The sequence below is a fragment of the Streptomyces sp. NBC_00045 genome, assembly GCF_045041095.1.
GTDB lineage: Bacteria > Actinomycetota > Actinomycetes > Streptomycetales > Streptomycetaceae > Streptomyces.
This window is the reverse complement of sequence record NZ_CP108271.1, coordinates 1,301,912-1,326,593: the sequence shown is the minus strand read 5'-3', so window position 1 is coordinate 1,326,593 and position 24,682 is coordinate 1,301,912. Positions and strand designations below refer to the sequence as shown.

Annotated in this window: 29 protein-coding genes and 2 pseudogenes; 21 read left to right on the top strand and 10 right to left on the bottom strand. The window is 71.3% G+C overall.

From position 1 onward, the window contains the following. Positions 1-158: 158 nt before the first annotated feature. On the top strand, positions 159-923 hold the full coding sequence (locus tag OHA65_RS06295) for a dienelactone hydrolase family protein (RefSeq protein WP_327282121.1): 765 nt from the start codon (positions 159-161) through the stop codon (positions 921-923). A gap of 36 nt (positions 924-959) precedes the next feature. Here OHA65_RS06295 and OHA65_RS06290 read toward each other — a convergent pair whose 3' ends face one another. Together OHA65_RS06290 and OHA65_RS06285 are read right to left on the bottom strand one after the other, a co-directional pair. Next, complete coding sequence (locus OHA65_RS06290; RefSeq protein ID WP_327282120.1) at positions 960-1,898, bottom strand: M56 family metallopeptidase; 939 nt, start codon at positions 1,896-1,898, stop codon at positions 960-962. 81 nt (positions 1,899-1,979) lie between these two features. Continuing rightward, positions 1,980-2,507 carry a DUF5134 domain-containing protein gene (locus OHA65_RS06285; protein WP_371646074.1) on the bottom strand — a complete coding sequence of 176 codons (528 nt, stop codon included), beginning with the start codon at positions 2,505-2,507 and terminating at the stop codon, positions 1,980-1,982. A 146-nt stretch (positions 2,508-2,653) separates the two neighbouring features. On the opposite strand from OHA65_RS06285, the gene OHA65_RS06280 reads away from it, so the two are divergent. Continuing rightward, positions 2,654-3,193, top strand: a complete 540-nt coding sequence (locus OHA65_RS06280) for a GNAT family N-acetyltransferase (RefSeq protein WP_327282118.1) — start codon at positions 2,654-2,656, stop codon at positions 3,191-3,193. A gap of 19 nt (positions 3,194-3,212) precedes the next feature. Here OHA65_RS06280 and OHA65_RS06275 read toward each other — a convergent pair whose 3' ends face one another. Both OHA65_RS06275 and OHA65_RS06270 read right to left on the bottom strand, forming a co-directional pair. Further along, on the bottom strand, positions 3,213-3,905 hold the full coding sequence (locus tag OHA65_RS06275) for a glycerophosphodiester phosphodiesterase family protein (protein WP_327282117.1): 693 nt from the start codon (positions 3,903-3,905) through the stop codon (positions 3,213-3,215). A 189-nt stretch (positions 3,906-4,094) separates the two neighbouring features. Beyond that, positions 4,095-4,730, bottom strand: a complete 636-nt coding sequence (locus OHA65_RS06270) for a PadR family transcriptional regulator (RefSeq protein ID WP_405761480.1) — start codon at positions 4,728-4,730, stop codon at positions 4,095-4,097. A 49-nt stretch (positions 4,731-4,779) separates the two neighbouring features. On the opposite strand from OHA65_RS06270, the pseudogene OHA65_RS06265 reads away from it, so the two are divergent. Continuing rightward, positions 4,780-4,932: pseudogene (locus OHA65_RS06265) on the top strand (LLM class flavin-dependent oxidoreductase); the annotation flags it as partial. Positions 4,933-5,216: 284 nt separating this feature from the next. On the opposite strand, the gene OHA65_RS06260 reads toward OHA65_RS06265, so the two are convergent. The 3 genes from OHA65_RS06260 to OHA65_RS06250 all read right to left on the bottom strand — a co-directional run bounded on the left by OHA65_RS06260 (position 5,217) and on the right by OHA65_RS06250 (position 6,567). Then, positions 5,217-5,345, bottom strand: coding sequence for a hypothetical protein (locus OHA65_RS06260; RefSeq protein WP_371646069.1), 129 nt, complete (start codon positions 5,343-5,345; stop codon positions 5,217-5,219). Positions 5,346-5,366: 21 nt separating this feature from the next. Beyond that, the gene (locus tag OHA65_RS06255; protein WP_371646068.1) at positions 5,367-5,894 is read right to left on the bottom strand and encodes a hypothetical protein; all 528 of its coding nucleotides are present in this window, start codon (positions 5,892-5,894) and stop codon (positions 5,367-5,369) included. 448 nt (positions 5,895-6,342) lie between these two features. After that, complete coding sequence (locus tag OHA65_RS06250) at positions 6,343-6,567, bottom strand: hypothetical protein (RefSeq protein WP_328761910.1); 225 nt, start codon at positions 6,565-6,567, stop codon at positions 6,343-6,345. A 195-nt stretch (positions 6,568-6,762) separates the two neighbouring features. Here OHA65_RS06250 and OHA65_RS06245 point away from each other — a divergent pair, with 195 nt between their 5' ends. From OHA65_RS06245 to OHA65_RS06225, 5 genes are all read left to right on the top strand, one after another. Continuing rightward, positions 6,763-7,014 (top strand): hypothetical protein, encoded by a 252-nt coding sequence (locus OHA65_RS06245; protein WP_405761477.1) that lies wholly within the window; start codon positions 6,763-6,765, stop codon positions 7,012-7,014. Then, entirely contained in the window at positions 6,995-7,522 is a 528-nt protein-coding gene (locus tag OHA65_RS06240; RefSeq protein ID WP_328761906.1) for a DUF6879 family protein, read from the top strand. The genes OHA65_RS06245 and OHA65_RS06240 overlap by 20 nt, the downstream gene beginning before the upstream one ends. A 14-nt stretch (positions 7,523-7,536) precedes the next feature. After that, positions 7,537-8,388, top strand: coding sequence for a helix-turn-helix transcriptional regulator (locus tag OHA65_RS06235; protein ID WP_328761905.1), 852 nt, complete (start codon positions 7,537-7,539; stop codon positions 8,386-8,388). Positions 8,389-9,423: 1,035 nt separating this feature from the next. Further along, positions 9,424-9,600, top strand: a complete 177-nt coding sequence (locus tag OHA65_RS06230) for a hypothetical protein (protein WP_328761903.1) — start codon at positions 9,424-9,426, stop codon at positions 9,598-9,600. Between the two features lies 1 nt (position 9,601). Beyond that, positions 9,602-9,916 carry a 4a-hydroxytetrahydrobiopterin dehydratase gene (locus tag OHA65_RS06225; RefSeq protein ID WP_136211404.1) on the top strand — a complete coding sequence of 105 codons (315 nt, stop codon included), beginning with the start codon at positions 9,602-9,604 and terminating at the stop codon, positions 9,914-9,916. A gap of 59 nt (positions 9,917-9,975) precedes the next feature. Here the strand turns inward: OHA65_RS06225 and OHA65_RS06220 are convergent, their stop codons facing one another. Then, complete coding sequence (locus OHA65_RS06220; RefSeq protein ID WP_405759151.1) at positions 9,976-10,512, bottom strand: hypothetical protein; 537 nt, start codon at positions 10,510-10,512, stop codon at positions 9,976-9,978. Here OHA65_RS06220 and OHA65_RS06215 point away from each other — a divergent pair. The 5 genes and pseudogenes from OHA65_RS06215 to OHA65_RS06195 all read left to right on the top strand — a co-directional run bounded on the left by OHA65_RS06215 (position 10,409) and on the right by OHA65_RS06195 (position 15,720). Then, positions 10,409-11,418: pseudogene (locus OHA65_RS06215) on the top strand (LLM class flavin-dependent oxidoreductase). The gene OHA65_RS06220 and the pseudogene OHA65_RS06215 sit on opposite strands and share 104 nt — an antisense overlap. Positions 11,419-11,777: 359 nt before the next feature. Then, entirely contained in the window at positions 11,778-13,184 is a 1,407-nt protein-coding gene (locus OHA65_RS06210) for a DUF6421 family protein (protein ID WP_327282112.1), read from the top strand. A gap of 26 nt (positions 13,185-13,210) precedes the next feature. Next, the gene (locus OHA65_RS06205; RefSeq protein WP_327282111.1) at positions 13,211-13,975 is read left to right on the top strand and encodes an SDR family NAD(P)-dependent oxidoreductase; all 765 of its coding nucleotides are present in this window, start codon (positions 13,211-13,213) and stop codon (positions 13,973-13,975) included. Next, positions 13,972-15,033 carry a low specificity L-threonine aldolase gene (locus OHA65_RS06200; protein WP_327282110.1) on the top strand — a complete coding sequence of 354 codons (1,062 nt, stop codon included), beginning with the start codon at positions 13,972-13,974 and terminating at the stop codon, positions 15,031-15,033. The genes OHA65_RS06205 and OHA65_RS06200 overlap by 4 nt, the downstream gene beginning before the upstream one ends. Before the next feature lie 87 nt (positions 15,034-15,120). Next, positions 15,121-15,720, top strand: coding sequence for a transglutaminase family protein (locus tag OHA65_RS06195; RefSeq protein ID WP_327282109.1), 600 nt, complete (start codon positions 15,121-15,123; stop codon positions 15,718-15,720). Here OHA65_RS06195 and OHA65_RS06190 read toward each other — a convergent pair. After that, positions 15,665-16,924 (bottom strand): MFS transporter, encoded by a 1,260-nt coding sequence (locus OHA65_RS06190; protein WP_328761894.1) that lies wholly within the window; start codon positions 16,922-16,924, stop codon positions 15,665-15,667. The genes OHA65_RS06195 and OHA65_RS06190 overlap by 56 nt on opposite strands. 82 nt (positions 16,925-17,006) lie before the next feature. Between OHA65_RS06190 and OHA65_RS06185 the strand changes: the two genes are divergently transcribed. Beyond that, on the top strand, positions 17,007-17,573 hold the full coding sequence (locus tag OHA65_RS06185; RefSeq protein WP_405761474.1) for a CGNR zinc finger domain-containing protein: 567 nt from the start codon (positions 17,007-17,009) through the stop codon (positions 17,571-17,573). Between the two features lie 137 nt (positions 17,574-17,710). Next, positions 17,711-18,922: an alginate lyase family protein gene (locus tag OHA65_RS06180; protein WP_405761471.1), complete on the top strand. Its 1,212-nt coding sequence runs from the start codon at positions 17,711-17,713 to the stop codon at positions 18,920-18,922. 72 nt (positions 18,923-18,994) lie between these two features. On the opposite strand, the gene OHA65_RS06175 is transcribed toward OHA65_RS06180, so the two are convergent. Continuing rightward, positions 18,995-19,717, bottom strand: a complete 723-nt coding sequence (locus tag OHA65_RS06175) for a lysophospholipid acyltransferase family protein (RefSeq protein WP_327282101.1) — start codon at positions 19,715-19,717, stop codon at positions 18,995-18,997. A 278-nt stretch (positions 19,718-19,995) separates the two neighbouring features. Here OHA65_RS06175 and OHA65_RS06170 point away from each other — a divergent pair, with 278 nt between their 5' ends. The 6 genes from OHA65_RS06170 to OHA65_RS06145 all read left to right on the top strand — a co-directional run bounded on the left by OHA65_RS06170 (position 19,996) and on the right by OHA65_RS06145 (position 24,634). Further along, on the top strand, positions 19,996-20,382 hold the full coding sequence (locus OHA65_RS06170) for a TlpA family protein disulfide reductase (protein ID WP_371646765.1): 387 nt from the start codon (positions 19,996-19,998) through the stop codon (positions 20,380-20,382). Next, positions 20,379-20,561, top strand: a complete 183-nt coding sequence (locus OHA65_RS06165; RefSeq protein ID WP_371646056.1) for a putative leader peptide — start codon at positions 20,379-20,381, stop codon at positions 20,559-20,561. Before OHA65_RS06170 ends, OHA65_RS06165 begins: the two co-directional genes overlap by 4 nt. Before the next feature lie 71 nt (positions 20,562-20,632). Further along, positions 20,633-21,172: a flavin reductase family protein gene (locus OHA65_RS06160; protein WP_327282100.1), complete on the top strand. Its 540-nt coding sequence runs from the start codon at positions 20,633-20,635 to the stop codon at positions 21,170-21,172. Between the two features lie 203 nt (positions 21,173-21,375). Beyond that, positions 21,376-22,161 (top strand): electron transfer flavoprotein subunit beta/FixA family protein, encoded by a 786-nt coding sequence (locus OHA65_RS06155; protein ID WP_327282099.1) that lies wholly within the window; start codon positions 21,376-21,378, stop codon positions 22,159-22,161. A gap of 58 nt (positions 22,162-22,219) precedes the next feature. Then, positions 22,220-23,182: an electron transfer flavoprotein subunit alpha/FixB family protein gene (locus OHA65_RS06150; protein WP_327282098.1), complete on the top strand. Its 963-nt coding sequence runs from the start codon at positions 22,220-22,222 to the stop codon at positions 23,180-23,182. Between the two features lie 153 nt (positions 23,183-23,335). After that, on the top strand, positions 23,336-24,634 hold the full coding sequence (locus OHA65_RS06145) for a DUF6986 family protein (protein ID WP_327282097.1): 1,299 nt from the start codon (positions 23,336-23,338) through the stop codon (positions 24,632-24,634). The last annotated feature ends 48 nt before the right edge of the window (positions 24,635-24,682 follow it).

Here is a 24,682-nt window from a genome sequence, read left to right as displayed (position 1 = left end):
CTGGGCGACGCGGGGGATCGCCCAGAGCAGGGATTTCCACACCCCACACGGGAAGACCGGATCCGGCCCGTCCCGGCCTGCGGCAGACGTCTCCCACTCCGTCAGTGATGTGACGGGCTCGGCGAGTCGACCGTTCACGCGCTGTACGAGGGGTCCCCATGGCCTACGAGACCGTTGCCCGGGAAGTGGAGATCGCGACCGCCGGTGCCGCGCCGATGACCGCGTACGTCGCCCGCCCCGCGGGAGGCGACCGCCACCCGCTGGTACTCGTCGGATCGGAACTGTGGGGGCTGACCGAGGACGTCCGCGGCGTCGTCCGGCAGGTCGCCGCGCTCGGCTACGTCGCGATCGCCCCGAACCTCTACCACCGCTCCGGCGCCGGGACCGCCCGCGGCCTCACGGAAAGCGCCGCAAACCGGGAACGCGCCTTCGAGCTGCTCGGGCAGCTGACCCGGGACGGCGTCGAGGAGGACCTGCGCTCCGCCATCGCCCACGCCCGCTCCCACGAGCAGGCCACGGAGGAGACCGGCGTGCTCGGGTTCAGCCTGGGCGGGCACATCGCCTACTTCGCGGCCACGCGGCTCGACCTCGCGGCGGCAGCGATCTTCTACCCCGGCTGGCTGCCCGTCGCAGGCACCGCGCTGAGCCGCCCCGAGCCGCTGCTGGCGGCCACCGGCTCGATCGCCGAGCGCGACGTGCGGATCGTGCTGTTCTTCGCGGAACTCGACCACGTCATCGACGCGGAGCAGCGCGCGCAGATCGGTGACGCGCTGGAGGCGGCCGGAGCACGGCACGAGGAGGTCGTCTACCCCGGCGCCCGGCACGCCTTCTTCTTCCCCGGGCGCGAACCGTACGACAAGGCCGCTGCCGAGGACTCGTGGACGCGGGTGCGCGAGCTCTTCGCCGCCGAACTCGGCCGGTAGGAGCCCCGTCCACGGCGGGTGGGCGGGCGGATCAGGTCAGGTCAGGGCGCTCAGGCCCGGCGTCAGGGCCACCGCCAGCGGGACCGCGGGCAGCAGCGTGGCCAACGCCGTGAGCCGCAGCCGGCGGCCCGCCGAGAGCCGGGGCGCCGCCGAGAGCAGCCGGCGCACCCGCTCCGACACGTGCGGCTGCGGGCTCGGATAGGGCCCGAACACCCCCCGGTCCTCGTTGAGACCGACCAGGGCGAGCGCGATCGTCAGCCTCCCGAACCGTCGCGAGGCCACGTCGTCGGCAGCCAGCTCGACGAGCCGGTGCATCTCCGCCTCGAACGCCGCGAACACCGGCACCTGCGGGAACCCTCCCGCCAGCGCCCGCGAGCAGTGCAGCAGCCAGTCGTGCCGGGCCTGCGCGTGCCCCTGCTCGTGCGCCAGTACGGCGTCCAGTTGGCTCCCCTTGAGCCGTCCGAGCGCGGCCGTCGTCACCACCAGCTGCGGCGCCGCGCCCGGCAGCCACCACGCGTCGGGCCGCGTTCCCTCCAGGACGACGAGCCGAGCCCCTGCCGGGTCCTCCCCGGGCAGCAGCGGCGCCCGTACGAGCAGCTCGGCGCCCCGTGCCCGCCGCCGGGCCCGGGCCCGCAGCACCTCCCGGGTCAGCCGGGCCCCGGTCCACAGCCCGCCGCCCGCCAACGCCAGCGCGGTCCCCGCGGCCCACGGGCCGCCGGTCGGGCCCAGCGCGTACGCGTCGACCACCCCGTGCGGTGCCTTCGCGAAGAGCGGGCCCCGGACGGCCAGCCAGGCGGCGGCCGCGCTCAGCAGCATCGACAGCGCGAAGCACAGCAGCACCGCGCCCACCACGCACTGCCACACCCACAGGGCGACGACGGGCTCACGCTCGGGCCACTCGGCCCGGGCCAGTAGACGGGGGGCGAACACCGCGGTCAGGGCGCCGAGCAGCAGGAGTGCGGCGGGGACCATCATGGTCGCCAGCCTATGAGCGCGCGACTACCTGCGGGTACGGGCTTTCGGGATTGGTGACGCAGGACACGTTTGCCTCCCGGGTCACAGGCCGGGCAGCATCGCCAACATCCCGATCCCCATGGCCAGTCGGCAAGCCCGCGTCAGTTCCGCGGGCGACACCTGCGGCCCGCCCGCGATCTGCGGCGCAACCCCGCCCGCCGTCACCAGTCGGGCCCCCCCGAGCAGCACGTACCCCGCGTAGTAGAGCAGCAGCGCCCCGGTGACGAGCGGCAGGCCCCCGCCGTGCCCGTGGCCGGCGGTCATCGTCAGCGCCATGTACGCCATCGCCAGCGAACCGACCAGGTGGTGGGTGTGGTGCACCCCGCCCCGCAGCAGCCACAGGGCGTGCAGGACGGCCCCGCAGAAGACGGCCAGCAGGATCCCAGGCCCCCACGGGCCGATGCCCGACGGCACGGCCATCACCGCCATCCCGAACCCCATCACGGCCTCGCCCGCCGCCGCGCCGCGCGCCTCCCGCTCCGATCTGCGCACCCGCCGCAGGCAGTACGCCCCGCTGACGAAGCACAGGAGCACGAGCAGCCAGGCGGAGAGCGAAGCGGGAAGGGACATGGCGGGACCGTGCACGGCGGAACCTCCCGGTTCGTCGGCGTCACCGGAAGAGATGCCCCGGCCCGCAGGCCCGCACGCCGCCCCGGGTTAGGCTCTGCGTGCCGCACCGGGCATGTCATATGCCGCCGAGCGAAACGGAGCCCCCGATGTCGACCGCCCACCCCGCCGCCCTGAACTTCCGCAGTGCCGTCGAGACGGACGTACCGGAACTGGTGGTCCTCGTCGAGTCGGCCTACCGCGGGGACGCCAGCCGTGCCGGCTGGACCACCGAGGCGGACTACCTGGACGGCCAGCGCACGGACCCGGACGGGGTCCGCGCGATCATCGAATCCGCCGACGGGGTCCTGCTCGTCGTCGAGCGCGCCGGCGAACTCGTCGCCTGCTGTCAGCTCGAACACCGCGGCGACCACGCCTACTTCGGGATGTTCGCGGTCCGCCCCGGGCTCCAGGGCGGTGGCCTCGGCAAGGAGATCCTCGCCGAGGCGGAGCGCCGCGCCGTCGAGACGTGGGGCGCCAAGGAGATGCGGATGACGGTGGTGAGCGTACGGGAGGAGCTCATCGCCTACTACGTGCGCCGCGGCTACCGGCGCACCGGCGAGCTGAGCCCCTTCCCCTACGGCGACGAGCGGTTCGGCGTCCCGCTCCGCGACGACCTGGCCTTCGAGCTGCTGGTCAAGCCGCTGTAGCGCGCAGCGGGCGCCGCCGTCAGGCGATGAACCGGCCCGTGCTGCGGATCTCCGGGAAATCGGTGGCCGCGCCGTCCAGTTCGAGCGCCCGCGCCACCCGCAGCTGTTGCAGGGTGTTGACGGTCCAGCCGATCACCCGCAGCCCGGCCGCGTGCACCGACTCCACCGTGTCCAAGGTGAGCTCGCGGATGTTCAGGGCGACCGTCCCCGCACCGGCGGCCAGCGCCCGGTCCACGATGGTCCTGCGGTGCGCGAGGTGCACGTCCGCGTACAGGCAGCCGCGCAGCCCCGGCACCAACCGGACCGTCTGCGCGAGCACCTCGTCGTGGAAGGAGGCGACCTCCACCCGCGTGGTGAGGTCGTGGCGCAGGACGAGCTCCGCCAGCGCCGCGGCGGCGGCCCCGCTCTGCACCGACACCTGGAGCGGGGTGCGGACCGCGTCCAGCACCTCCTCGAAGACCGGCACGTGCTCGCCCTGACCGGCGTCCAGCTCGCGCAGCGCGGCCACGGTCAGGTCGGCGACGGATCCGGAGCCGTCGGTGGTCCGGTCCACCTCGGCGTCGTGCAGGACGACGAGCACGCCGTCCTTGCTCAGCTGCAGATCCAGCGCGATGACGTCCATCCCGGAACGTTCCGCGCGGACGAACGACCGCAGGGTGTTCTCAGGTTCGACACCCATGACCCCGCGGTGACCGATGGTGAGGAAAGTCAAGGTTCTCTCGCTTCCGTCGACGGCGGCTCCCGCGCGGTCGCGGTGTCCCTACCGGCCGCGCGCGGTGAGGACGCATGCTAGTGCGCCGGTGATGCGATGAGACCGTGCGTGCAGCGCCCGGAACGGGGCCGTCGGCCGGTTCCCGCCAGGGTTGTGCGCCTCCGCACGCCGTGCGGCGGCCCTGCCGCGTCACCCGGGCGTGGGCGCGTCCCCACCGCCTTGACGATCGGCGTCCGCGGCCGCCGCCGCGGCCCCGGCCGGCTCGGCGAGATCGGCCAACAGGGCCTCGCGCAGCTCCAGTTCGGCCAGGTGCTGCCGCTCGCTCCAGCGCAGCGCGAGCGCGGGGAACGCCCACTGCGGCACCTCGGCCGCATGCGCCACGGCCTCGCGTACGGCGGCCAGTTCGCCCCGGGTGCGCTCCAGGTGGTCGCTGACCATCGCGCGCAGCAGTTCCGGCTCGGCGAGGTGACCGAGCCAGACCCGCAGTAGCAGACCGTGCTTGAGTACCGGGGGGCCGGCCTCCGCGGTGTCCGAGGCCCACCCGGCGAGGGCCTCGCGCCCGGCGTCGGTGATGGCGTAGCGGCGCTTGGCCCGTAGCTCCTGGGGGCCCGATCGGGTCGAGGCCGCGTAGCCGAGCTCCTCCAGCCGGCGCAGCTCGGCGTAGATCTGGCTGATGGCCGGGGACCAGTAGAAGAAGCGCAGGGAGGAGTCCGCCCACTTCTTCAGCTCGTAGCCGGTGCGCTCCCCGGGGAAGGACAGCAGCCCGAGCACCGCCCATGCGGTCGGCGGAAGGTCTTGCTTCTGCGATGTATGACTACTAGTCATATTCCGAATTGAAGTGTGGCCGGGCACGGGACGCAAGCCTGGAGGCATCGTGAAATTCTCCGTGATCTTCGAAGCTCGGCTCGCCGACCCGACCGTGGAGCGGGAGCGCCAAGTCATCCACGACTGCGTGGAGCAGGCCGTGCTCGCCGAGCGCGTGGGATTCGACCGGATCTGGGCCGTCGAGCACCACTCCCTGAAGTGGTAGCGCATGGGTTGTGCGCAGGAGTAGCTCTCCGTCTGATCTTGGCGCACCCTACTGGTTCCCAAGGCCGCGTAGGCGGCCCAGGATGCACGAAGCCCCGGGGTGCGGAGATCCCCGGGGCTGGTTCGTGGGCGACGCGTCAGGTCAGGCTTGAGAGTCGCTCCCGCGACGCTCGACTCACAGTCTGGCTGCGCCTGGCCCGCGCACTCCAGGTCCCCCTCGCGTAGCTCGTACGCGAGTAGCCCCGGCCGGGGAAGGGAACCGGCCGGGGCTACTCAGAAGGGTCAGTCCTCGTCAGGCTCCGGCACGATGAACCCCCGTACCGGCTGCGGACCCCGTCGGTCCGGCTCGCCCTGCCACGCGCGCAGCTCGGCGACGACGTCTGAGTACCTCGGATCGATCCACTCGGTCATGCGCGGAGCCTACGCCTACGCCTAGCCCTTGGGCTTCGGGATGATGACGATCGGCCCCTCGGGACCCGAGTGCTGGCAATTCGCCGCCACGGGAATCATGGTGTCCTCCGGCCCCCGCCACAGGTCCCGATCCACCGAGTAGCCGGCAGCCTCGATCGCGGCGATCGTACGTTCGATGCTGGCCTGCGACCGTCGCCCCGGGTCGGGCCGCTCCGGGACGTGATGGATGAAGCCGCCGAGCCGCGCGCACAGGGTCTGGTAGAGGCCGGTGTGAAGGATGAGCGCGTGCCATCCCTCATCGACCACGCGGGACGGTGCGAGGCCCCCGGAGGTGGCGGCCGCGGTGGCCAGGTAGGCGAGCGCGTCTACCAGGATGCGGCCGGCCATGCCCGGTTCCATGCCCGGGTTGTTGTCCAGGATGGTGTGCATGACCGCGGAGAAGTCGGCATCGCCGAGAAGCGCGCGAGGGTTGACCCGCGTCGCGGTCATCGTCGCGGTCGCGCCCGGCGGCGGGACGGGGTTCTCCGGGGGCAGGTTCTTGCACGGCATGGTGTCTCCTCGATGAGGTTCCGATGGTGCGATGGACCCGCCCCGGCGCCCGCGGGAGAACGCAGCGGACGTCGGGCCGGGAGTCTCGTTGGGTCAGCGCCCGTCGCGTTCTGCGGCGGTGATGCGCCTACATGTCGGGACGCCGTGGCGGTGCACGTGCTAGTTCGGCCGGGCCCCGCTCGCCGAGTCCACGACGACCGTCTCGGCATCGTCAGCCAGTAGCGGCCTCTGGCAGCGCGCGCAGATCAGGCCCGCGGTCATTGCCCGGCCGCCGGGGGACAGGCCCGCACGTCAGCGTCCAGGAGCAATCCGCCCTCGTGGCCCAAGACGACGCCGCGGTATACAGACCCGACGCTAAGCCGTCGGCCGCAGGCGACGCACGCCAGGCCCCGCGCCTGCTCGATCGTCAACTCCTCGTACCTCGGAAGCGGCACGTCGGTGCAGGCGGTCATCGGATTGCCTCGACGTTGGCCACAGCCGTGGAGATCTCCCGGCCGGACGGGCCCCGGATGTAGGCCAGCTTGACCCAGTGCTCACGGGCCGGAGTGTCGGAGACGTCCTGACGGATCACGGCCATTAGCTCGCCCTCGACGCCGGACGCGATGTCACGCACCCGCTTGTGGAGCAGCGCGTGAGGGATGTCCTCGAAGGCGCGGCGTACTTCACGCATCATGGGTCTCGCTCCCTACCGTCGTCAGCGGGTGATGAGACGAGCGTGTCGCGAGGCCACGCGAGGCCGCCATGAATGTGCACCGATGTTCACAGCACAGCCCGTTTCGGACGACCTTCCAGACGCCCTCTTGACCGCCCAACCTGCGCGCACGACTGTGGTGTTCATCCGTGCACAACCCGAGCAGCGGAGGACACCATGGCGCTACATTTCGTAGGCATCGACCCGAGCAGCAGCGACGGCGAGAGCCCCACCGTGTGGGTCGACGAGGAGCACCAGGAGCTCGTACTCCAAGGGTGGAAGCCCAGCCCCGAGCTGGAGGCCGAGTGCGCAGCCCTCGAACTGCCCGGGCACGGGGCGGGCATCCCGAAGGGCGAAGCCGTGGTGCGGATCCCCGTGAGCATGGTGCACATGATCAGGGAGGCCTGCGATGCCCTTGAACGTCCCTAGTTGGCCCGACCTCCTCGGCGCAGCCGAACATTCGGCCGTCCACCTGGAGACCCGCGACGCCTATGCGGTCGACTACGAGACCGGCCCGTTCGCGGACTGGCGTGCCGGCCACCGCCACGACCCCGACGACCGGGCGGCATGGTGGCGTCCGTGGCTCGACCTCATCGCGGCCACCGTCGCCCGCGGTGTCACCGTGCGGCGGGCCCGCATCGTCTCCGAGCCGGTCAGCGAGTACACCCGCTTCCTGTACGACGGGACGTTCACCAACGTAGCCGCCGGAGAGGAGGTGCGCTGGCTCCCCCGGCGGCAGGCCAGTGACATCGCCCTGCCGGGCAACGATTTCTGGCTCATCGACGGACGACTCATCCGCTGGAACCACTTCACCGGCGACGGGGATTCCGCCGGCGGAGAGATGAGCGAAAACCCGGCCGCAGCCAAGCTGTGCGCGGACGCCTTCGAGACCGTCTGGGCACGGGCGGTCCCGCACGACAGCTTCGAAATCAGGTAGGCGGAGCCCAGCTCATGCCCGTATCCCCGTCATCCGCGGCGCAGGCCGCCCGCCGCAGCGTGGCTCACCGTCTGCGTGAGCTGCGCTCGGAGGCGGGTCTAAGCGGCAGCGAGCTGGGCACCCGCTGCGGCTGGACTCACTCCAAGTCCTCCCGCATCGAGAACGCCCGCACACCGCCCACGCCGGACGACATCCGCCGGTGGTGCGAGGCCTGCGGCGCGGCCGACCAGGCCCGCGACATCATTGCCCAGTCTCAGAACGCCGAGTCGCTCTATACGGAGTGGCGCCGCCGCTCCCGCAGTGGCCTCAAGCAGTTGCAGAACAGCTACATCCCTCTGTTTCGGTCCACTCGCCTCTTCCGCGTGTACTCCGCCACGCTCCTGCCGCACTTCATCCAGACCGAGGGCTACGCCGCCGGGCTGCTCACCGCCATCAGTCTGTTCCGGGACATCCCCAACGACGTCGCCGAGGCCGTGGCCGCCCGGATGGAGCGCAACCTGATCCTGCGCGAGCCGGGCCGCCGCTACGTCCTCCTCGTCGAGGAGACCGCGCTCCGCCACCAACTGGCCGACACCGAGGCCATGGCCGCCCAGCTCGGCTATCTGATGACTGTGGGCGCGATGCCGTCCGTGAGCCTGGGCATCATCCCCATGGCCACCCCGAAACGGGCTCAGTGGCCGCTGGAGACGTTCCACATGTACGACGACACCCTTGTGTCGGTGGAGCTCCTCGCCGCCCGTGTCACGGTCACCCAGCCGAGCGAGATCGCCCTCTACGAAAAGGCATTCGCGGCGCTCCAGAAGATGGCGGTGTACGGCGCGGATGCCCGGGCACTGGTCATGGAAGCCGTCGCCGCCCTGCAATAGCGAGCGCGCCCGACCCCGCATCGCCAGTAGCTAGCCCCGGACAGCACGGAAGCGCCCCCTCCCGCCCGAAGGCGAGAGGGGGCGTTGTGCTGGAGGGGTCAGGAGACGCCGTACCACTGCGACGCCCAGCCCGTGTTGATGATCGAAGTGGACTGCTCCGGCCGGGGCTACCTCAGCGTCAGCGCGCGACCACGAAACCCCGCTCGGGCTGCCTGCCTTGCGCCGCGGATACTCGGGCTCGGACTGCGGCCGTAACGTTCCGACCGTCCTCGTCGACCACCAGCCACGCTCCGTCAAGGTTGTCCGGGGCCGCCGGGATCACAGCCCCACAGATTCCGTACTGCCTCATGGCGGCGTGCAGCTCGTGAGCCTCACTGGGAGTCATGTCCTCGCCCTCTCCGTCGGTGTTCGCCGAACCTACTACTCCCCGTCGCCCCCGCCGTGCGTCGCGCACCCGCCAGGGTTGATCGGCCCGCAGCCGCCGGGCATCGGGGTGTGCCACGTCTTCCCCCGACGGTGACCGTGGTCTCCGACGGTCCCGCCCAGAGCTCGACATCTGGCTCGTACCCGGTCGCGCGCATGGTGTCGAGGGTGTACTCGATGACGTCCGGGCGGAATCCATGCGGATTGTTCGGCCGCTCGGGGAAGTGGTGGACGAACCCGCCAAGCCGCGTGCACAGCTCGCTATACAGCTTGGTGTGGAGGATGGCAGCGTGCCAGCCCTCATCCACGACCGGGGACGGAGCGAGCCGCTTCTCCGGGTTGGCGGCGCACGTGGCGATGAACGAAACTCCCTCGGTGACGATCCGCTTGGCCAACGCTTCGGCCATCCCCGGGTTGTTGTCCAGGACCGTCGCCACCAGGCCCGTGAACGCCTGGTCGGTTAGGAGGTCCCGGGCAGTCAGGGGGCGGATTGCGGTGAGGGTGGTTCCAGGCGGTGCGACGGGGCCCGTGGCGTCGCAAGGCGGCGGCGCAGGTTCTCCGGGCTGAGCTTTGCACGGCATGGTGTCTCCTCGATGAGGTTCCGATGGTGCGATGCCGGACCAGGCGTTGGAGATCGGACGGGCCGCCGCGGAGATCGCGGTGGAGACCCGGTCGGTACGGATGGCCCGTGAACTGGCCACGCTGGAGCGGGCCATGCGGCCATGGCACGATGCCCCCGTAGGCCGGGACCTTGCTGAGATCCTGGCGCCTGTCACGGAGGGGAACTGACATGGGCGTGCCCAAGCCGATGACCCATGAGGAAATCGCCGAACACCTGGCTGGCCTGCCCGGATGGGAGCAGGACGGCGACGTGATCACCCGCACGTATCCGATTCGGTATCACGCGGCGGTCGCGGCGATCGTTACGATCGCGGACCGGTCGCGGCGGATTCAGCACCACGCGGATCTCGACCTCCGCATCGACCACCTGCGCGCGTCGATCACCACGCACGATGCCGGGAACCGGCTGACCCGGGCCGACTTCGACCTGGCGCACCGCATCGATGCGATCGTGGCCGCGCACCAGGCCCTCCCGCTGGACTGACCTGAGACGCATGAAATCGCCCCCTCCCGGCCCTGAGGCCGAGAGGGGGCGTTGCGTTGTCAGGAGACCCCGTACCGCTGGCTGGCCCAGCCGGTGCTGGTGACGCTCGTCGACTGGCCCGACAGAGTCGGCGAGGCCGGCAGCGACGTCTGCGCCGTCAGCATGTTGCTGTAGCGCAGGTTCGGCGCGGCGAGGCCCGCGTTCACACTGACCCCGGCGCCGCTCGCCTTGAAAGGCAGGGAGTCGGTGGCCCAGGTCCCACCCAAGAGCATGGCGATGAAGTAGGTGCCTGCCGGCGCCGAGAACGGCGTCACCAGCGCTAGAGGCTTGGCGACCGCGCCCGTCATCAGCGACGACGAGATGTCCGCCGTCGTCCCCAGCAGGGCGCCCGCGCTGGAGTACACGCCGAGGTAACAGTTCGACAGGACCGCAGCTGCATCGATCCCCGACAGACCAATCCAAATGTTCGACCACGTGATGTCCTCGCGGAGGATGATCCGCACCAGCGTGATCCGACCCGCGACACCCGCATTCGACTGCGCCGTAACGTGGCCCGAGGTCTTCCTGACCTGGGTCGCGAACCGGACGCACACCATGCGCATCGGCCACGGCGTGGTCTGCATGCCCTTCAACTTCAACCACCCGGTCCGCGTCGCCGAGCGGGCCGCCATGCTCGACCTGCTCTCAGGGGGCCGCCTGGACCTGGGCGCCGGGCGCGGCGGCACCGAGCAGGAGACCTCCCCTGTGCGGGGTCGACCGGGAGCGCACCGCCCAGGAGGTGGAGGAGGCCCTGCGGATCATCCGCAAGGCCTGGCAGGAGGAGGAGCTGGAGTACCACGGCGAGCTGATCGACATCGACCCGCACCCGATCCTGCCGGGGCCGCGGCAGACCCCGCACCCGCCGCTGTTCCTGGCGTGCAGCCGTGCCGAGACCCTGGTCCAGGCCGCGGAGCTGGGTGTCGGGGCCCTGGTGACGGGCTTCGCCGGGCCCGAGTCCATCGGCGCGATGAGGGCGGTCTACGACGGGGCGCTCACCGCCCGCGACGGCGACCGCTTCGTCTCCACCGCGGTCAACGACCACTTCTCGGTGCTCTGCCCGACCATCGTCCTCGCCGATCCGGCCGAGGCGCGCCGGATCGGCGTCCGGGGTCAGCGGTTCTTCGCCCAGTCCATCGGCCACTGGTACGGCGGCGCCGGCATCCCGGACGAGGCCGTGGTCGCCGGCGCCGACGAGGCGGCGCAGATGCGTCGGGCGGCCGAGCAGGTGGTGGCGGCTGCACGAGCAGGACATCCCGGTGCAGCCGACGTCGACGGCCACGTTCCGGGCCGACCACGCGTACGGGAGCGCGGACGCCGCCATCGCGTACGTGCAGCGGCTCAAGGATGCGGGGGCGGACGAGATCATGTGCCTGATCCAGATGGGCACCGTGCCGCAGGAAGCCTGTCTGGAGACCTTGCGGCAGTGGGGCGAGAAGGTCATCCCGCACTTCCGCACGGCCTGAGGGGGGCGCCGTCCGGGCGGAGCGGGGCGGGGGCGGGCGTCGACGTGACGGACGTCACCCGCCCGTCCCGCGGGTGTGCGGCCGCCCCGGTGGGCCGGGGTCGCGGTCCGCACCGCGGCGGCGGGCCGCGGACGCAATCCGGCCACGCCCGGCCGGTCTTGTGGGCCGCGGGACGGCTCCCCGCCATCGGCGGAGAACTCGACGAAAGGGACGAAGTAGTCGATCGAACGATGGGCGGCGGGAAGAATTACGGCGTCTATGGGGGTCACGCAGGATAATTTCCCGAACACCCTCTTGAGCGGGACAGGCTTGCATGCATACGCTGTGATGACGCGAGGTTCTCCTGTGGAGGAAGTGACATGACGGAAATTCTTGTGCCGGGTTCTGGCGGTGCGGTGATAACCGCCGGTGCGCGGGTGGTCGACCACCCGGCGTGGCCCGAGCTCAAGGCCGCCGTGGAGGAGATCCGCCCCTGGCAGGCCAAGGACGGCTCCATCGACGTCGAGGCCGCGGACGCCCCCGCCCCGGCCGTCGTCGAGGCCGCCGTGGAACGTGCCATCGGCGCGATCGAGGTGCTGTCGCCGCTGCTGCCGCACGCCGAGGCCTACCACCGCGCGCTCGTCTCCGACCTGCGCAAGTGGGTCGCGGACGGCTTCAAGGTGCCGGACTTCCTCGACTCCCTGCTGGCCTTCCACCCGGCCGCCGGGCGCGCCGACGGGCTCCAGCACCTGGTCGTCTTCCCCATGTACACGCAGAACGGCAACCTCGACCGCAACTTCGAGGCCGTCGTCCTGAAGATGGTGTGGCCCGAGTGGCTCTCCGAGCTGGAGCGCACCCGGTACGACAACCCGCTCTTCCTCGGCATCACCTTCGAGGACTTCACCCCGGGCTACGACACGCACTCCGCCGTGCTCTTCCCGGAGACCATCGCCGTCCGCGAGGCGCCCGAGCGCTTCACCTGGGGCGGCATCTTCTGCGACCGCGAGGCCGCCCGCTACCGCAAGGTCACCGAGGCCGCCGTCGACATCCTGGGCATCGAGCTGCCCGAGGACATCGCCCGCATGGTCGAGGACCAGGAGCGCTGCGAGAAGGCCTTCGTCCTGTGGGACATGGTCCATGACCGCACCCACAGCCACGGCGACCTGCCGTTCGACCCCTTCATGATCAAGCAGCGCCAGCCGTTCTGGATGTACGGCCTGGAGGAGCTGCGCTGCGACCTCACCGCCTTCAAGGAGGCCGTGAAGCTGGAGTCCGAGGGCAACGAGCACGGCCGCGACGTCCAGTACGCCGTCCTCTTCGACCGGATGTTCCGCTTCCCGGTCTCCGGCGACCGCAACCGCAACTACGACGGTCTCGGCGGCCAGCTGCTCTTCGCGTACCTCCACAAGCACGACGTCGTGCGCTGGACGGACAACAAGCTGAAGATCGACTGGATGCGCGCCCCGCAGGTCACCAACCAGCTGTGCGCCGACATCGAGGACCTCTACCGGGCCGGCATCGACCGCCCGAAGCTCGTCCACTGGTTCAAGGCGTACGAGCTCGTCTCCACCTACCTCGCCCCCCACCCGGGCTCCAAGTGGGCCAAGGGCCCCGACGCGCTCGACCTGACGCAGCCGCCGCGCAAGCTCGTCGACGACGTGCTTCCCGACGAGTTTCCGCTGAGCATGTTCTATGAGGCGCTCGCCAAGAAGCTCAAGGGAGTGATCGCCTCCACGAAGGGCATCACTGCAGTGAACGCCGATTCGGTCGAGCGGGTCGCCGCGTGAGCGCTCGCCCACAGGAGGCTGCACAGATGAACAGCGCTGCGAAGTCCGGGAACGGCAATCTCCAAGGAGCCGTCGTCGCGGTGGCAGGGGCCGGCGGCCCCGCCGGCCGTGCCGCTCTGCTCCGCCTCGCCGAGGCCGGTGCCGTCGTCGTGGCCGCCGACGCCGACGCGTCCCGCCTCGCGGAGTCGGTGGACGCGGCCCGCTACGCCCACGGCGGTGCCACCGTCACCGGGGACACCGTGGACCTGCTCGACCTGGAGGCCACCAAGGCCTGGGCCGAGCGGACCGAGAAGGAGTTCGGCCGCGTGGACGGGCTCGTCCACCTCGTGGGCGGCTGGCGCGGCAGCAAGACCTTCACCGACGTGGACCTCGCGGACTGGGACTTCCTGGAGAAGCTCCTGATCCGCACCGTCCAGCACACGTCGCTCGCCTTCCACGACGGGCTGCTGCGCAGTGACCGCGGCCGCTACGTCCTGATCAGCCAGTCCGGTGCGCACAAGCCGGTCGCCAACAACGCCGCGTACAACGCGGGCAAGGCGGCCGCCGAGGCCTGGACGCTCTCCCTCGCCGACTCCTTCCGCAAGGCGGGGGGCGAGGAGGGCCCGGGCGCCGCTGCTGCGATCCTGGTGATCAAGGCACTGGTGCACGACGCCATGCGCGCCGAGCGCCCCAATGCGAAGTTCGCGGGCTTCACCGACGTCAAGGAGCTGGCCGAGGCCATCGCCGGCGTGTGGGAGCGGCCCGCCATCGATGTGAACGGACAGCGTCTGTGGCTCACTCCGCAACCGTGAAAACCGATGCCCGCCGCCACCACGACCCGGCGGTACGCGGATTCGCGAGCGACAACTACGCGGGGGTCCATCCAGAGATCCTGGAAGCCCTCGCCCTGGCCAACGGCGGCCACCAGGTCGCCTACGGCGAGGACGAGTACACCGAAAACCTGCAGAAGATCATCCGCAGCCACTTCGGCCCGTACGCGGAGGCCTTCCCGGTCTTCAACGGCACCGGCGCGAACGTCACGGCCCTCCAGGCCCTGACGGACCGCTGGGGTGCGGTGATCTGTGCCGAGTCGGCGCACATCAACGTCGACGAGGGCGGCGCGCCGGAGCGGATGGCCGGGCTCAAGCTGCTCACCGTCGCCACCCCGGACGGCAAGCTCACCCCCGAGCTCATCGACCGGCAGGCCTGGGGCTGGGAGGACGAGCACCGGGCGATGCCGCAGGTCGTCTCGATCACCCAGAACACCGAGCTCGGCACGGTCTACACGCCGGACGAGATCCGGGCGATCTGCGAGCACGCGCACGGCCACGGCATGAAGGTCCACCTCGACGGGGCCCGGATAGCCAACGCCGCGGCCTCGCTCGACGTGCCGATGCGCACGTTCACCAACACGGTGGGCGTGGACGTGCTGTCGTACGGCGGCACCAAGAACGGCATGATGTTCGGCGAGGCCGTGGTGGTCGTCAACCCGGACGCGGTCCGGCAGATGAAGCACATCCGCAAGATGTCGATGCAGCTCGCGTCCAAGATGCGGTTCGTGTCGGTGCAGCTGGAGGCGCTGCTCGCCAAGGACCTGTGGCTGCGCAACGCGCAGCACGCCAACGCGATGGCGCAGCGGCTCGCGGCCGGCGTGCGCGAGACCGACGGGGTGGAGATCCTCTACCCGGTGCAGGCGAACGCGGTGTTCGCGAAGCTGCCGCACGAGGTGTCGCGGCGGCTGCAGAAGCGATACCGCTTCTACTTCTGGGACGAGGTCGCCGGCCACGTGCGCTGGATGTGCGGCTTCGACACCCAGGAGGAGGACGTGGACGGCTTCCTCCAGGCGTTGAAGGAGGAGATGTCCCGCTAAGGACGTCACCCCCTCAGGGCTGAATATATATACCTCCGACCGCAAATCCATTGATCTGCGGTCGGAGGTATGCCTATGCTCCGGGCCATGCAGCTGATCCCGCAAAGCCCAGACATTCATGCCTATTTGGCGGCGGACGAGGTCATCGACCACGATCACCCGCTCGTACGGGAAACCGCAGACGCCCTCTGGGTCGCGACCGCAGGCGCATATTCATACGCCAAGGTTGCCTTCGAGTTCGTCCGCGACGCCATCCCGCACTCCGGCGACTCCGGAGACCTCCGCGTCTCCTGGCGCGCCTCCGACGTGCTGGGCACGCGCAACGGGATCTGCTACGCCAAGTCCCATGCCCTGGTCGCCCTGTTGCGGGCCAAGGGCATCCCGGCCGGTCTCTGCTACCAGGGGCTCGCCGACGACGACGGCTCGAACCCCGCCGTCCACGGGCTGATCGCCCTCCGGCTGCCCGGCGCCGTGGACTGGGCCCGCCAGGACGCACGCGGCAACAAGCCCGGAGTGGACGCGCAGTTCGCCCTGGATGCCGAGCGGCTCGCCTTCCCCGTACGCCCCGAGCTGGGGGAGGTCGACTACCCCGAGCTGTACGCCGCCCCGCACCCGGCCGCGCTCGCGGCCCTCAAGAAGTCCGCCGACCGGCGGGAGCTGTGGCGGAACCTTCCGGCGGCCCTGTAGTCGCGGCGGCGGCGCCGGTCGGCGCCGCACCGTGGCGGGCCACCAGTGCGTGCAGCAGGGCCGACGCCAGGATCAGCGTGGAGATCCCGGCCAGTAGCGCCTGCGGCGGCGCCGAGGCCGCGAAGCCCACGAGCGCGGCACCGACCGACGCGGCGGTCAGCTTGAGTCCCGCCCCGAGGGTGAACACCTGGGTCCGTACGGCGTCGGGGGCGTACTCCGAGCGGATCCGGAGGGTGGCCGTCAGCAGCGGTCCGTCGCACACGCCGGCGGCGGCGAAGAGCACCGCCGCGACGGCCACGGACGGGGCGAAAACGGCCGCCGCCAGGGCGGCCCCGGTCCCCGCCATGGCCCGGCGCGCCAGCCGGCCCGGCTCCACGGACGTGATCCGGCCCAGCGTCAGGGAGCCCGCCAGCGCGCCCACCGCGAACGCCGTCATCAACACGCCCCCGCCGCCCGGGCTGCCGAGCCGGGACGCCAGCAGCACGGAGGTGGTGGTGAGCGTGCCGATGCCGACGAAGGCCAGCGTCGTGGCCGAGGTGATCGCCCGCAGCTCCCGGATCCGCCACAGGGCCGCCAGTCCGGCACCCAGGCCGGCCGCAGCGGGAGCCCCCGGTTCGGCACCCGGCCGCGCCGTCGGGTCCGGCTGCCGGGTCGTGTACGGGAGGGTCGCGGCCAGTACCGCCGCGAGCGTGCCGGCCAGCGCCAGCGCAGCCATCGCGGGCGCGGCCGAGCCCAGTGCGGCGGCCAGGCCCACCACCGCCGGGGCGGTGACCGCGGCGGCGTTGTAGGTGGAGGCGTCCCATGCGTACGCCCGGTCCCGCCCGGCCCCCGCCGGGACCAGGCCGGCGACCAGGCTGGACATGCCGCCCGTCACCATCGGCCCGCAGCTGCCGCCCAGCAGGGCCACCGCCACCACCACGGGCGCCGGGGCCCGGCCCAGCAGCACGGCCAGCGCCGCCACCGCGCAGGTGAACCCGGTCAGCGCGACCACGTGGAACAGCCGCGGCCGGCCGGTGCGGGCTGCGGCCGCACCGGCGAGCGGGGCCGCCAGGACGTGTGGCGCCAGCCAGGCGGTCAGGACGAACGCCCCGTACGCGGCGCTCCCCGTGCGCTCCAGGGCCAGCAGGACCACCGCGAGGCTCATGCCCTCCGAGGCGAACCGTGCGGCCAGTGCTGCTGCCAGGTATCGCCCGAACCCGTGCATCCCCGGAACCCCCTCGCGACACGTAACGTGATAGCGCTGAAAGACGTTACGTCATATGGGTGTAGGGCGAAAGGATTTCGGGATGGCCGATTCCGCGCAGGGGTTCGCGGCGGGCTCGCGGTTGATCGAGCTCGCCGAGGCGGTACGGACGGACCCCGACCTCCCACGAGCCGAGCTCGTGGCGCTCCTGGCGCGGCACGGGGAGCATCCGGCCGCCCTCACGGAGCGGGCCTTCACCGAGCAGGGCGCGGCCGAACTGCGGGCCGCTGCGGGGCGGATGGGAGCGGTCCTCGCCGAAACCGACGAGGACCGCGCTGTCGAAGCCCTCAACGAGCTGTTCGCGCAGTACGCGGCCCCACCTCGGCTGACCAGGCACGACGGCCACCGCTGGCACCTGCACGTGGACCGGGGGGAGGGTGCCGGGTGGGGCGGGTGGTTCCTGGCTTCCGGGGCGTTGGAGCTGTCCCGGCTGCTCACCGAGTGCGGGCGGATCGCATGGGGCGCCTGCGCCGCCGAGGGCTGCGGGCGGTTCTTCCTCGGTACCGGGCCCGGCAGTGCCCGGCGCTACTGCACCCCGAGTTGCGCCACGCGCGCGCGGGTCGCCGCACACCGCAGGCGCAAGCGGGCGCAGGCGGCCGAGCGGACGTAGCGGGCGCCGCGTTCGCCCAGACGCCAAAACGAGAATAGGAAAGTTTCCTGTCGGATAACGTTCAACTTGGCATGCTCATGGGTACTTTCGGCGGCAGGAATTCCCCGTTCCCCCCACCTCCGACCGGAAGGCGCTTCATGCGTTACGGAGTCCCCGCGGGGCCGGCCGCCCTCGCACTCGGATTGGCCGCGGCCCTGACCCTCGCCCCCGCCGCCCACGCCGGCCCCCCACGGCCGGCCCCCGCCCCTGCCGCGGCCCCCGCGCAGTTCGCCCACCCCGGTGTCCTGAACAGCCGCGCCCAACTGGACTTCGTGCGCACGAAGGTTCAGGCGGGGCAGCAGCCGTGGAAGGCGGCGTTCGACGCCATGCTCGCCAGCCCGTACAGCTCGCTGTCGCGCACGCCCAAACCGCGCGCCGTCGTCGAGTGCGGTTCGTACTCGAACCCGGACATCGGCTGCTCCGACGAACGCGAGGACGCCATCGCCGCGTACGGCGACGCCCTCGCCTGGTACATCACCCGCGACGCCAGGTACGCGAAGAAGTCGATCGAGCTGATGGACGCCTGGTCGGCGAAGATCAAGGACCACACCAACAGCAACGCCCCGCTGCAGAGCGGCTGGGCGGGATCCACCTGGCCGCGCGCCGCCGAGATCATCAAGCACACGTACACCGGGGGTTGGCCCGGCCAGGGGCGCTTCGCCACCATGCTGCGCGACGTCTACCTGCCGGAAGTCGTGGACGGGAAGCCGAACAGCAACGGCAACTGGGAACTGATCATGATGGACGCCGCCGTCGGAATCTCCGTCCACCTCGACGACCGCGCCGCCTACGACAAGGCGATGGCGATCTACCTCGGCCGGGTCCCCGCGTACTTCTACCTGGCCTCCGACGGCCCGCAGCCGAAGTACCCGCCGCGCTCCTCCATCGACACCAAGAACGAGCTGATCGACTACTGGCACGGCCAGGACACGTTCGTGAACGGCCTCGCGCAGGAGACCTGCCGGGACTTCGGCCACACCGGCATGGCGATCGCCGCGACCATGCACGTCGCCGAGACCTCGCGGATCCAAGGGCGCGACCTCTACCCGGAGTTCAAGGACCGCTTCCGGCAGGCACTGGGCTTCCACGCCGGGTACGAACTCGGCGCGCCGGTGCCGTCGTGGCTGTGCGGCGGGAGCCTGCACAAGGGCATCGGCCCGGCGACCGAAGTCGGCTACAACGCCCTGCACACGCGGCTGGGCGTCGGCATGGAGAAGACCCGCGAGCTCACCGAGGGGCGGCGCCCCGCGGGTACCGAAAACCATTTCGAGGCGTGGGAGACGCTCACCCACGCCGAGAACCCGAACTGACGGCCGAGCGCACCGCTGCGGCCCCGCCGTGAACAGCGGGGCCGAACGATCACCCGACCCGGTGGCGGCGGATCAGCCCGCTTCCTTGACCTGGGCGGCCGTCGGCGCGGTGCCGCCCAGGTGCGCCGGGAGCCACCACGAGTCCTCGGGACCCTTGGGGGCGGCCGGGTAGGCGCGCTGGGCCGCCTCCAGCAGCTCCTGCACCCGCTCGCGCAGGCGGCGGGTGATCGCCCCGGCGTACTGGTCGGTCGGGGCCTCGATGGGCTCGCCGACCCGCATCGTCACGGGGATGTGGCTGCGCTTGAGGTCCTTCGGGCGGCCCTTGGTCCACAGCCGCTGGGTGCCCCACAGGGCCACCGGGATCAGCGGGACGCCGGCCTCCTGGGCCATGCGCGCGGCACCCGACTTGAAGCTCTTGAGGGTGAACGACTGGGAGATCGTCGCCTCCGGGAACACGCCGATGATCTCGCCGGCGCGCAGCGAGTCGAGAGCGTGCTGGTAGGCCGTCTCGCCCTGCTTGCGGTCCACCGGGATGTGCTTCATCGCGCGCATCAGCGGGCCGGACACCTTGTGGCGGAACACGGACTCCTTCGCCATGAAGCGGACCAGGCGCTTCTGGGGCCGCGCCGTCAGGCCGGCGAAGATGAAGTCGAGGTAGCCGATGTGGTTCGACACGAGAACCGCCCCGCCCTTGCGCGGGATGTTCTCCGTGCCCTTCATGTCGATGCGGATGTCCAGCGCCCGGAAAAGGGTGTGGGCGGCGCCGATCACCGGAGGGTAGATGAGCTCAGCCATGAGGGGGAGACCCCGCTTTCTGCCTGGGGAGGTGCTCCCGGCTGGAAGTTACGGCAGCGTAGGTACGCGGCCCTTGGGGATCGTGCCCCAAACACGGGCTGCTGGCCAGCCCAGACGACCGTGCCCGGGGAGATTCTCGTCACGCAGGGAATGCGGCGCGTGTCCGGGGCGCTCGGATCACCGTACGAACGTACTTCAATGATGCGGGAACGAGGTCCGCCGGGGCGGCGGACGACCGTCCGGTGCAGGCGGACCGGCAGGTGGCGACGGGAGCAGGGGTGCGCGGGGACGAGGACGGGCGCGGAGCGGGCCAGGTAGGGCCGGAGTCCGGTCGGACGGGGGCCGGCCGACCGGACGGTACGCGGCTCGGCGCGGCGGAACTGGGCGCCGAGCCCGGGGACCGGGCCAGCCTGGTGCAGTTCTCCAGCGCGTTCTGCCAGCCCTGCCGGGCCACCCGGCGGATCCTCGCCGAGGTGGCGGACATGGTCGAGGGCGTCGAGCACATCGAGATCGACGCTGAAGCCCGCCTTGAGCTGGTGCGGGCCCTGGGCATCGAGAAGACCCCGACCGTGCTCGTCCTGGACGCCGGGGGGCGGATCGTCCGGCGCGCCGTGGGCATGCCGCGCAAGGCCGATGTGATCGCCGCGTTGGGTGCCGCGATATGACGGGCGCGCCGGTACGCGCGCCCGCACGCAGAGTGACGCGCCTCGCATCTGCCCGATGCGGCTTGACTGTGTACACGGGAGATCGCCAGGCTGGCGGCATGCGGTATGAACTCCTGCTTTACGGGCGGGTCCACGTGGACCTCGTCCGCTACGCGAGCGCACGTTGTCGGGGCCACTGAACGACCCCGGCTCCCGACCCGATCCCACCGCGCCCGTGCCCGCCGCCTCCGCGGCAGAAGGAAGCTCCCCGATGACAGCCCCGCCGGCGACGACGGCCCCGACGGCCCAGCCCGCACGCTCCACCTCCGGCCAGCCCGGCTCGCCCGACCTCCTCCGCTCCGCCTTCCGCCGGCATGCGGCCGGCGTGGCCGTGATCACCGCCGGGGACGGCGGCCGGCCGGTCGGGTTCACCGCGACCTCCCTCAACTCGGTCTCCGCCGACCCCCCGCTGCTGTCCTTCACCATCGCCACGGGAGCCTCCAGCTGGCCCGTCATACGCGACTCCGAGCACCTCGGCGTCCACATACTCGGCGAGCACCAGAAGGAACTGGCGGGGCTGTTCGCCCGCAGCGGGGCCGACCGGTTCGGCTCCGGTACGGACTGGGCGACGGGCCCGTACGGCGTTCCGGTGCTGGACGGCGTTCTGGCGTGGCTGGTGTGCCGGGTCGTGGCGCGGGTGCCGGCCGGGGAGCACCGGGTGATCATCGCGGAGGCCGTGGTCGGGGACCCGGCCGGGGAAGGCCGGCCGCTGCTGTACCACCAGGGTCGCTTCAACGCGTTGCGCGACTGAATCGTCCCTGCTGGGGCGGGTTCGGGTGGCGTTGGACAGATCACAGTTCAGCGGCCTTGCAACCGTGGGGCACCCACGGTGTACTGACGAGTAACATTCCCTTCGGAGCGCGGGCCGCCCCGACCGGGATCCGCCCGACAAGGCGCCTATGCTGCCTGCACAAGGCGGTATCAGAAAAAAGACGATGCGGTAGGAGAGCCGGCGTGAGCCTGAGGATCGTTGTCTGTGTGAAGTACGTGCCCGACGCCACCGGCGACCGGCACTTCGCCGATGACCTGACGGTCGACCGCGACGACGTCGACGGTCTGCTGTCGGAGCTCGACGAGTACGCCGTCGAGCAGGCGCTGCAGATCGCCGAAGACGCCGACGACGCCGAGATTACCGTCCTGACGGTGGGCCCCGAAGACGCCAAGGACGCGCTGCGCAAGGCGCTGTCCATGGGTGCCGACAAGGCCATCCACGTCGAGGACGACGACCTGCACGGCAGCGACGTCATGGGCACCTCGCTGGTGCTCGCCAAGGCGATCGAGAAGGCCGGCTACGACCTGGTCATCACCGGCATGGCCTCGACCGACGGCACCATGGGCGTGCTCCCGGCGATCCTGGCCGAGCGCCTGGGCGTCCCGCAGGTCACCCTGCTCTCCGAGGTCAAGATCGAGGACGGCACCGTCACGGGCCGCCGCGACGGCGACTCCGCGAGCGAGCAGCTGGAGGCTTCCCTCCCGGCGCTCGTCTCCGTGACGGACCAGTCGGGCGAGGCCCGCTACCCCTCCTTCAAGGGCATCATGGCCGCCAAGAAGAAGCCGGTGGAGTCCTGGGACCTGGAGGAGCTGGAGATCGAGTCCGACGAGGTCGGCCTCGAAGGCTCCTGGACCGCGGTCGACTCCGCGGCGCAGCGCCCGGCCCGCACCGCCGGCACGATCGTCAAGGACGAGGGCGAGGGCGGCAAGCAGCTGGCCGAGTTCCTGGCCGGCCAGAAGTTCATCTAAGGACTTCGGTCACCCCTGTTAGCCCCCAGATACTTCGCAATCGCAGGAGAGCAGTCCCATGGCTGAAGTTCTCGTCTACGTCGACCACGTGGACGGCGCCGTCCGCAAGCCCACCCTTGAGCTGCTGACGCTGGCCCGCCGCATCGGCGAGCCCGTCGCCGTCGCCCTCGGCGCCGGTGCCGAGGCCACCGCCGCCGTGCTCGCCGAGCACGGTGCCGTCAAGGTCCTCACCGCCGACGCCCCCGAGTTCGCCGACTACCTCGTCGTGCCGAAGGTGGACGCGCTCCAGGCCGCGTACGAGGCCGTTTCCCCGGCCGCCGTGCTCGTCCCGTCCTCTGCCGAGGGCAAGGAGATCGCCGCCCGCCTGGCGGTCCGCATCGGCTCCGGCATCATCACCGACGCCGTCGACCTGGAGGCGGGTGACGAGGGTCCGGTCGCGACGCAGGCCGCGTTCGCCGCGTCCTTCACCACCAAGTCCCGTGTCTCCAAGGGCACCCCGGTCATCACCGTCAAGCCGAACTCGGCTCCGGTCGAGGCCGCCCCGGCCGCCGGCGCCGTCGAGGCGCTCGCCGTCACCTTCGGCGCCCTGGCCACCGGCACCAAGGTCGTCTCCCGCACCCCGCGCGAGTCGACCGGCCGTCCCGAGCTGACCGAGGCCGCGATCGTCGTCTCCGGCGGCCGCGGTGTCAACGGCGCCGAGAACTTCCACATCATCGAGGCGCTCGCGGACTCCCTCGGTGCGGCCGTCGGTGCCTCGCGCGCCGCGGTCGACGCCGGCTGGTACCCGCACTCCAACCAGGTCGGCCAGACCGGCAAGTCGGTCTCCCCGCAGCTGTACATCGCCTCCGGCATCTCGGGCGCGATCCAGCACCGGGCCGGCATGCAGACCTCGAAGACCATCGTGGCCATCAACAAGGACGCCGAGGCCCCGATCTTCGACCTCGTCGACTACGGCGTGGTCGGCGACCTCTTCGCGGTCGTCCCGCAGCTGACCGAGGAGATCCAGGCCCGCAAGGGCTGACCTGCGTCGATGCTGTGACTCGGGGCCGCGTGGTGACACTCACCACGCGGCCCCGAGCTGTTTCCTGCAACCATTGACTAGACAAAGAGCCCTCATTAAATTCTGCTATGCGGATCTAAGCTTCCGTGAAGCGGAAAAAGAGGAGAGTGCACGATGGGTCAGCAGGAGAAGGTGGCGAAGAGCCTCGCAGGCGCGGTCAGCGAGGGCATCAGCGCCTCCCTCGCGCCGGTGGACGCGGAGCTCGCGCGCCACTACCCGGGCGACCCCGGCACCCGCCAGCCCGTTCACACCGTCTACGTCCCCGGCGACGTCTTCGCGGCCGACACCATCCGCTCCTGGGGCGACCAGGCCCTCGCGGCCCTCGACGAGCACGCACCGGACGCCGCCACCTTCGCCAAGGTCCTCGGCATCTCCGACGAGCTCGCAGGGCCCGTCTACGACCGCGTCCGCGCCAAGCTGGAGCGCGAGCCCATCGAGGACCTCCGCGTCGACTTCGAGGACGGCTTCGGGGTCCGCTCCGACGAGGAGGAGGACCAGGCGGCCGCCCGCGCCGCCCGCCTCGTCTCCGAAGCCTTCGCGAACGGCACGAACGCCCCGTACATGGGCGTCCGCATGAAGTGCATGGAGTCCAACGTCCGCGACCGCGGCATCCGCACCACCGACGTCTTCCTGTCCGGGCTGCTGGAGCACGGCGGCCTGCCCGACGGGCTGGTCCTCACCCTCCCGAAGGTCACGTACGCGGAGCAGGTCAGCGCCTTCGTCAAGCTGCTGGAGGCCTTCGAGACCACCCGCGGCCTGCGGCCGGGCCGGATCGGCTTCGAGATCCAGATCGAGACCAGCCAGTCGATCCTCGCCTCCGACGGCACCGCGACCGTCGCCCGGATGATCGAGGCCTCCAAGGGCCGCGCCACCGGCCTGCACTACGGCACCTTCGACTACAGCGCCTGCGTCGGAGTCTCCGCCGCCTACCAGTCCAGCGACCACCCGGCCGCCGACCACGCCAAGGCGATCATGCAGGTCGCGGCCGCCGGCACGGGCGTACGCGTCTCCGACGGCTCGACCAACGTCAAGCCGGTCGGCACCACCGAGCAGGTCCACGAGGCCTGGAAGCTGCACTACGGCCTCACCCGCCGGGCCCTGGCCCGTGCCTACTACCAGGGCTGGGACATGCACCCCGGCCACCTCCCGACCCGCTACGCGGCGGTCTTCACCTTCTACCGCGAGGGCCTCGAAGCCGCCGCCGCGCGGCTCAAGGCGTACGTCGCGAAGATCGAGGGCGACGTGATGGACGAGCCGGCCACGGCCAAGGCCCTGGCCGGCTACCTGGTCCGCGGCCTGGACTGCGGCGCGGTCGGCACGGACGAGGTCACCGCCCTGACCGGCCTGACCCGCGCCGAGCTGGACGCCTTCGCGATCCCGCGCCGCTCGGCGACGCTGACGGCGACCGCCTGACCCGTCCCACCGCACGGGGGCCCGGCCGGTACGCACCCGGCCGGGCCC

Excerpts from the sequence above, each read along its gene's own strand:
- OHA65_RS06205 (WP_327282111.1), top strand. The coding sequence starts at position 13,211 with ATGAACAGCGCTGCGAAGTCCGGGAACGGCAATCTCCAAGGAGCCGTC.
- OHA65_RS06245 (WP_405761477.1), top strand. The coding sequence starts at position 6,763 with ATGGCGCTACATTTCGTAGGCATCGACCCGAGCAGCAGCGACGGCGAG.
- OHA65_RS06280 (WP_327282118.1), top strand. The coding sequence starts at position 2,654 with ATGTCGACCGCCCACCCCGCCGCCCTGAACTTCCGCAGTGCCGTCGAG.
- OHA65_RS06145 (WP_327282097.1), top strand. The coding sequence starts at position 23,336 with ATGGGTCAGCAGGAGAAGGTGGCGAAGAGCCTCGCAGGCGCGGTCAGC.
- OHA65_RS06195 (WP_327282109.1), top strand. The coding sequence starts at position 15,121 with ATGCAGCTGATCCCGCAAAGCCCAGACATTCATGCCTATTTGGCGGCG.
- OHA65_RS06260 (WP_371646069.1), bottom strand. The coding sequence starts at position 5,345 with ATGACCGAGTGGATCGATCCGAGGTACTCAGACGTCGTCGCCGAGCTG.
- OHA65_RS06240 (WP_328761906.1), top strand. The coding sequence starts at position 6,995 with ATGCCCTTGAACGTCCCTAGTTGGCCCGACCTCCTCGGCGCAGCCGAA.
- OHA65_RS06255 (WP_371646068.1), bottom strand. The coding sequence starts at position 5,894 with ATGCCGTGCAAGAACCTGCCCCCGGAGAACCCCGTCCCGCCGCCGGGC.
- OHA65_RS06225 (WP_136211404.1), top strand. The coding sequence starts at position 9,602 with ATGGGCGTGCCCAAGCCGATGACCCATGAGGAAATCGCCGAACACCTG.
- OHA65_RS06285 (WP_371646074.1), bottom strand. The coding sequence starts at position 2,507 with ATGTCCCTTCCCGCTTCGCTCTCCGCCTGGCTGCTCGTGCTCCTGTGC.
- OHA65_RS06175 (WP_327282101.1), bottom strand. The coding sequence starts at position 19,717 with ATGGCTGAGCTCATCTACCCTCCGGTGATCGGCGCCGCCCACACCCTT.
- OHA65_RS06270 (WP_405761480.1), bottom strand. The coding sequence starts at position 4,730 with ATGACTAGTAGTCATACATCGCAGAAGCAAGACCTTCCGCCGACCGCA.
- OHA65_RS06230 (WP_328761903.1), top strand. The coding sequence starts at position 9,424 with ATGCCGGACCAGGCGTTGGAGATCGGACGGGCCGCCGCGGAGATCGCG.
- OHA65_RS06185 (WP_405761474.1), top strand. The coding sequence starts at position 17,007 with ATGGCCGATTCCGCGCAGGGGTTCGCGGCGGGCTCGCGGTTGATCGAG.
- OHA65_RS06165 (WP_371646056.1), top strand. The coding sequence starts at position 20,379 with ATGACGGGCGCGCCGGTACGCGCGCCCGCACGCAGAGTGACGCGCCTC.
- OHA65_RS06210 (WP_327282112.1), top strand. The coding sequence starts at position 11,778 with ATGACGGAAATTCTTGTGCCGGGTTCTGGCGGTGCGGTGATAACCGCC.
- OHA65_RS06295 (WP_327282121.1), top strand. The coding sequence starts at position 159 with ATGGCCTACGAGACCGTTGCCCGGGAAGTGGAGATCGCGACCGCCGGT.
- OHA65_RS06220 (WP_405759151.1), bottom strand. The coding sequence starts at position 10,512 with ATGGTGTGCGTCCGGTTCGCGACCCAGGTCAGGAAGACCTCGGGCCAC.
- OHA65_RS06235 (WP_328761905.1), top strand. The coding sequence starts at position 7,537 with ATGCCCGTATCCCCGTCATCCGCGGCGCAGGCCGCCCGCCGCAGCGTG.
- OHA65_RS06250 (WP_328761910.1), bottom strand. The coding sequence starts at position 6,567 with ATGATGCGTGAAGTACGCCGCGCCTTCGAGGACATCCCTCACGCGCTG.
- OHA65_RS06180 (WP_405761471.1), top strand. The coding sequence starts at position 17,711 with ATGCGTTACGGAGTCCCCGCGGGGCCGGCCGCCCTCGCACTCGGATTG.
- OHA65_RS06190 (WP_328761894.1), bottom strand. The coding sequence starts at position 16,924 with ATGCACGGGTTCGGGCGATACCTGGCAGCAGCACTGGCCGCACGGTTC.
- OHA65_RS06160 (WP_327282100.1), top strand. The coding sequence starts at position 20,633 with ATGACAGCCCCGCCGGCGACGACGGCCCCGACGGCCCAGCCCGCACGC.
- OHA65_RS06150 (WP_327282098.1), top strand. The coding sequence starts at position 22,220 with ATGGCTGAAGTTCTCGTCTACGTCGACCACGTGGACGGCGCCGTCCGC.
- OHA65_RS06290 (WP_327282120.1), bottom strand. The coding sequence starts at position 1,898 with ATGATGGTCCCCGCCGCACTCCTGCTGCTCGGCGCCCTGACCGCGGTG.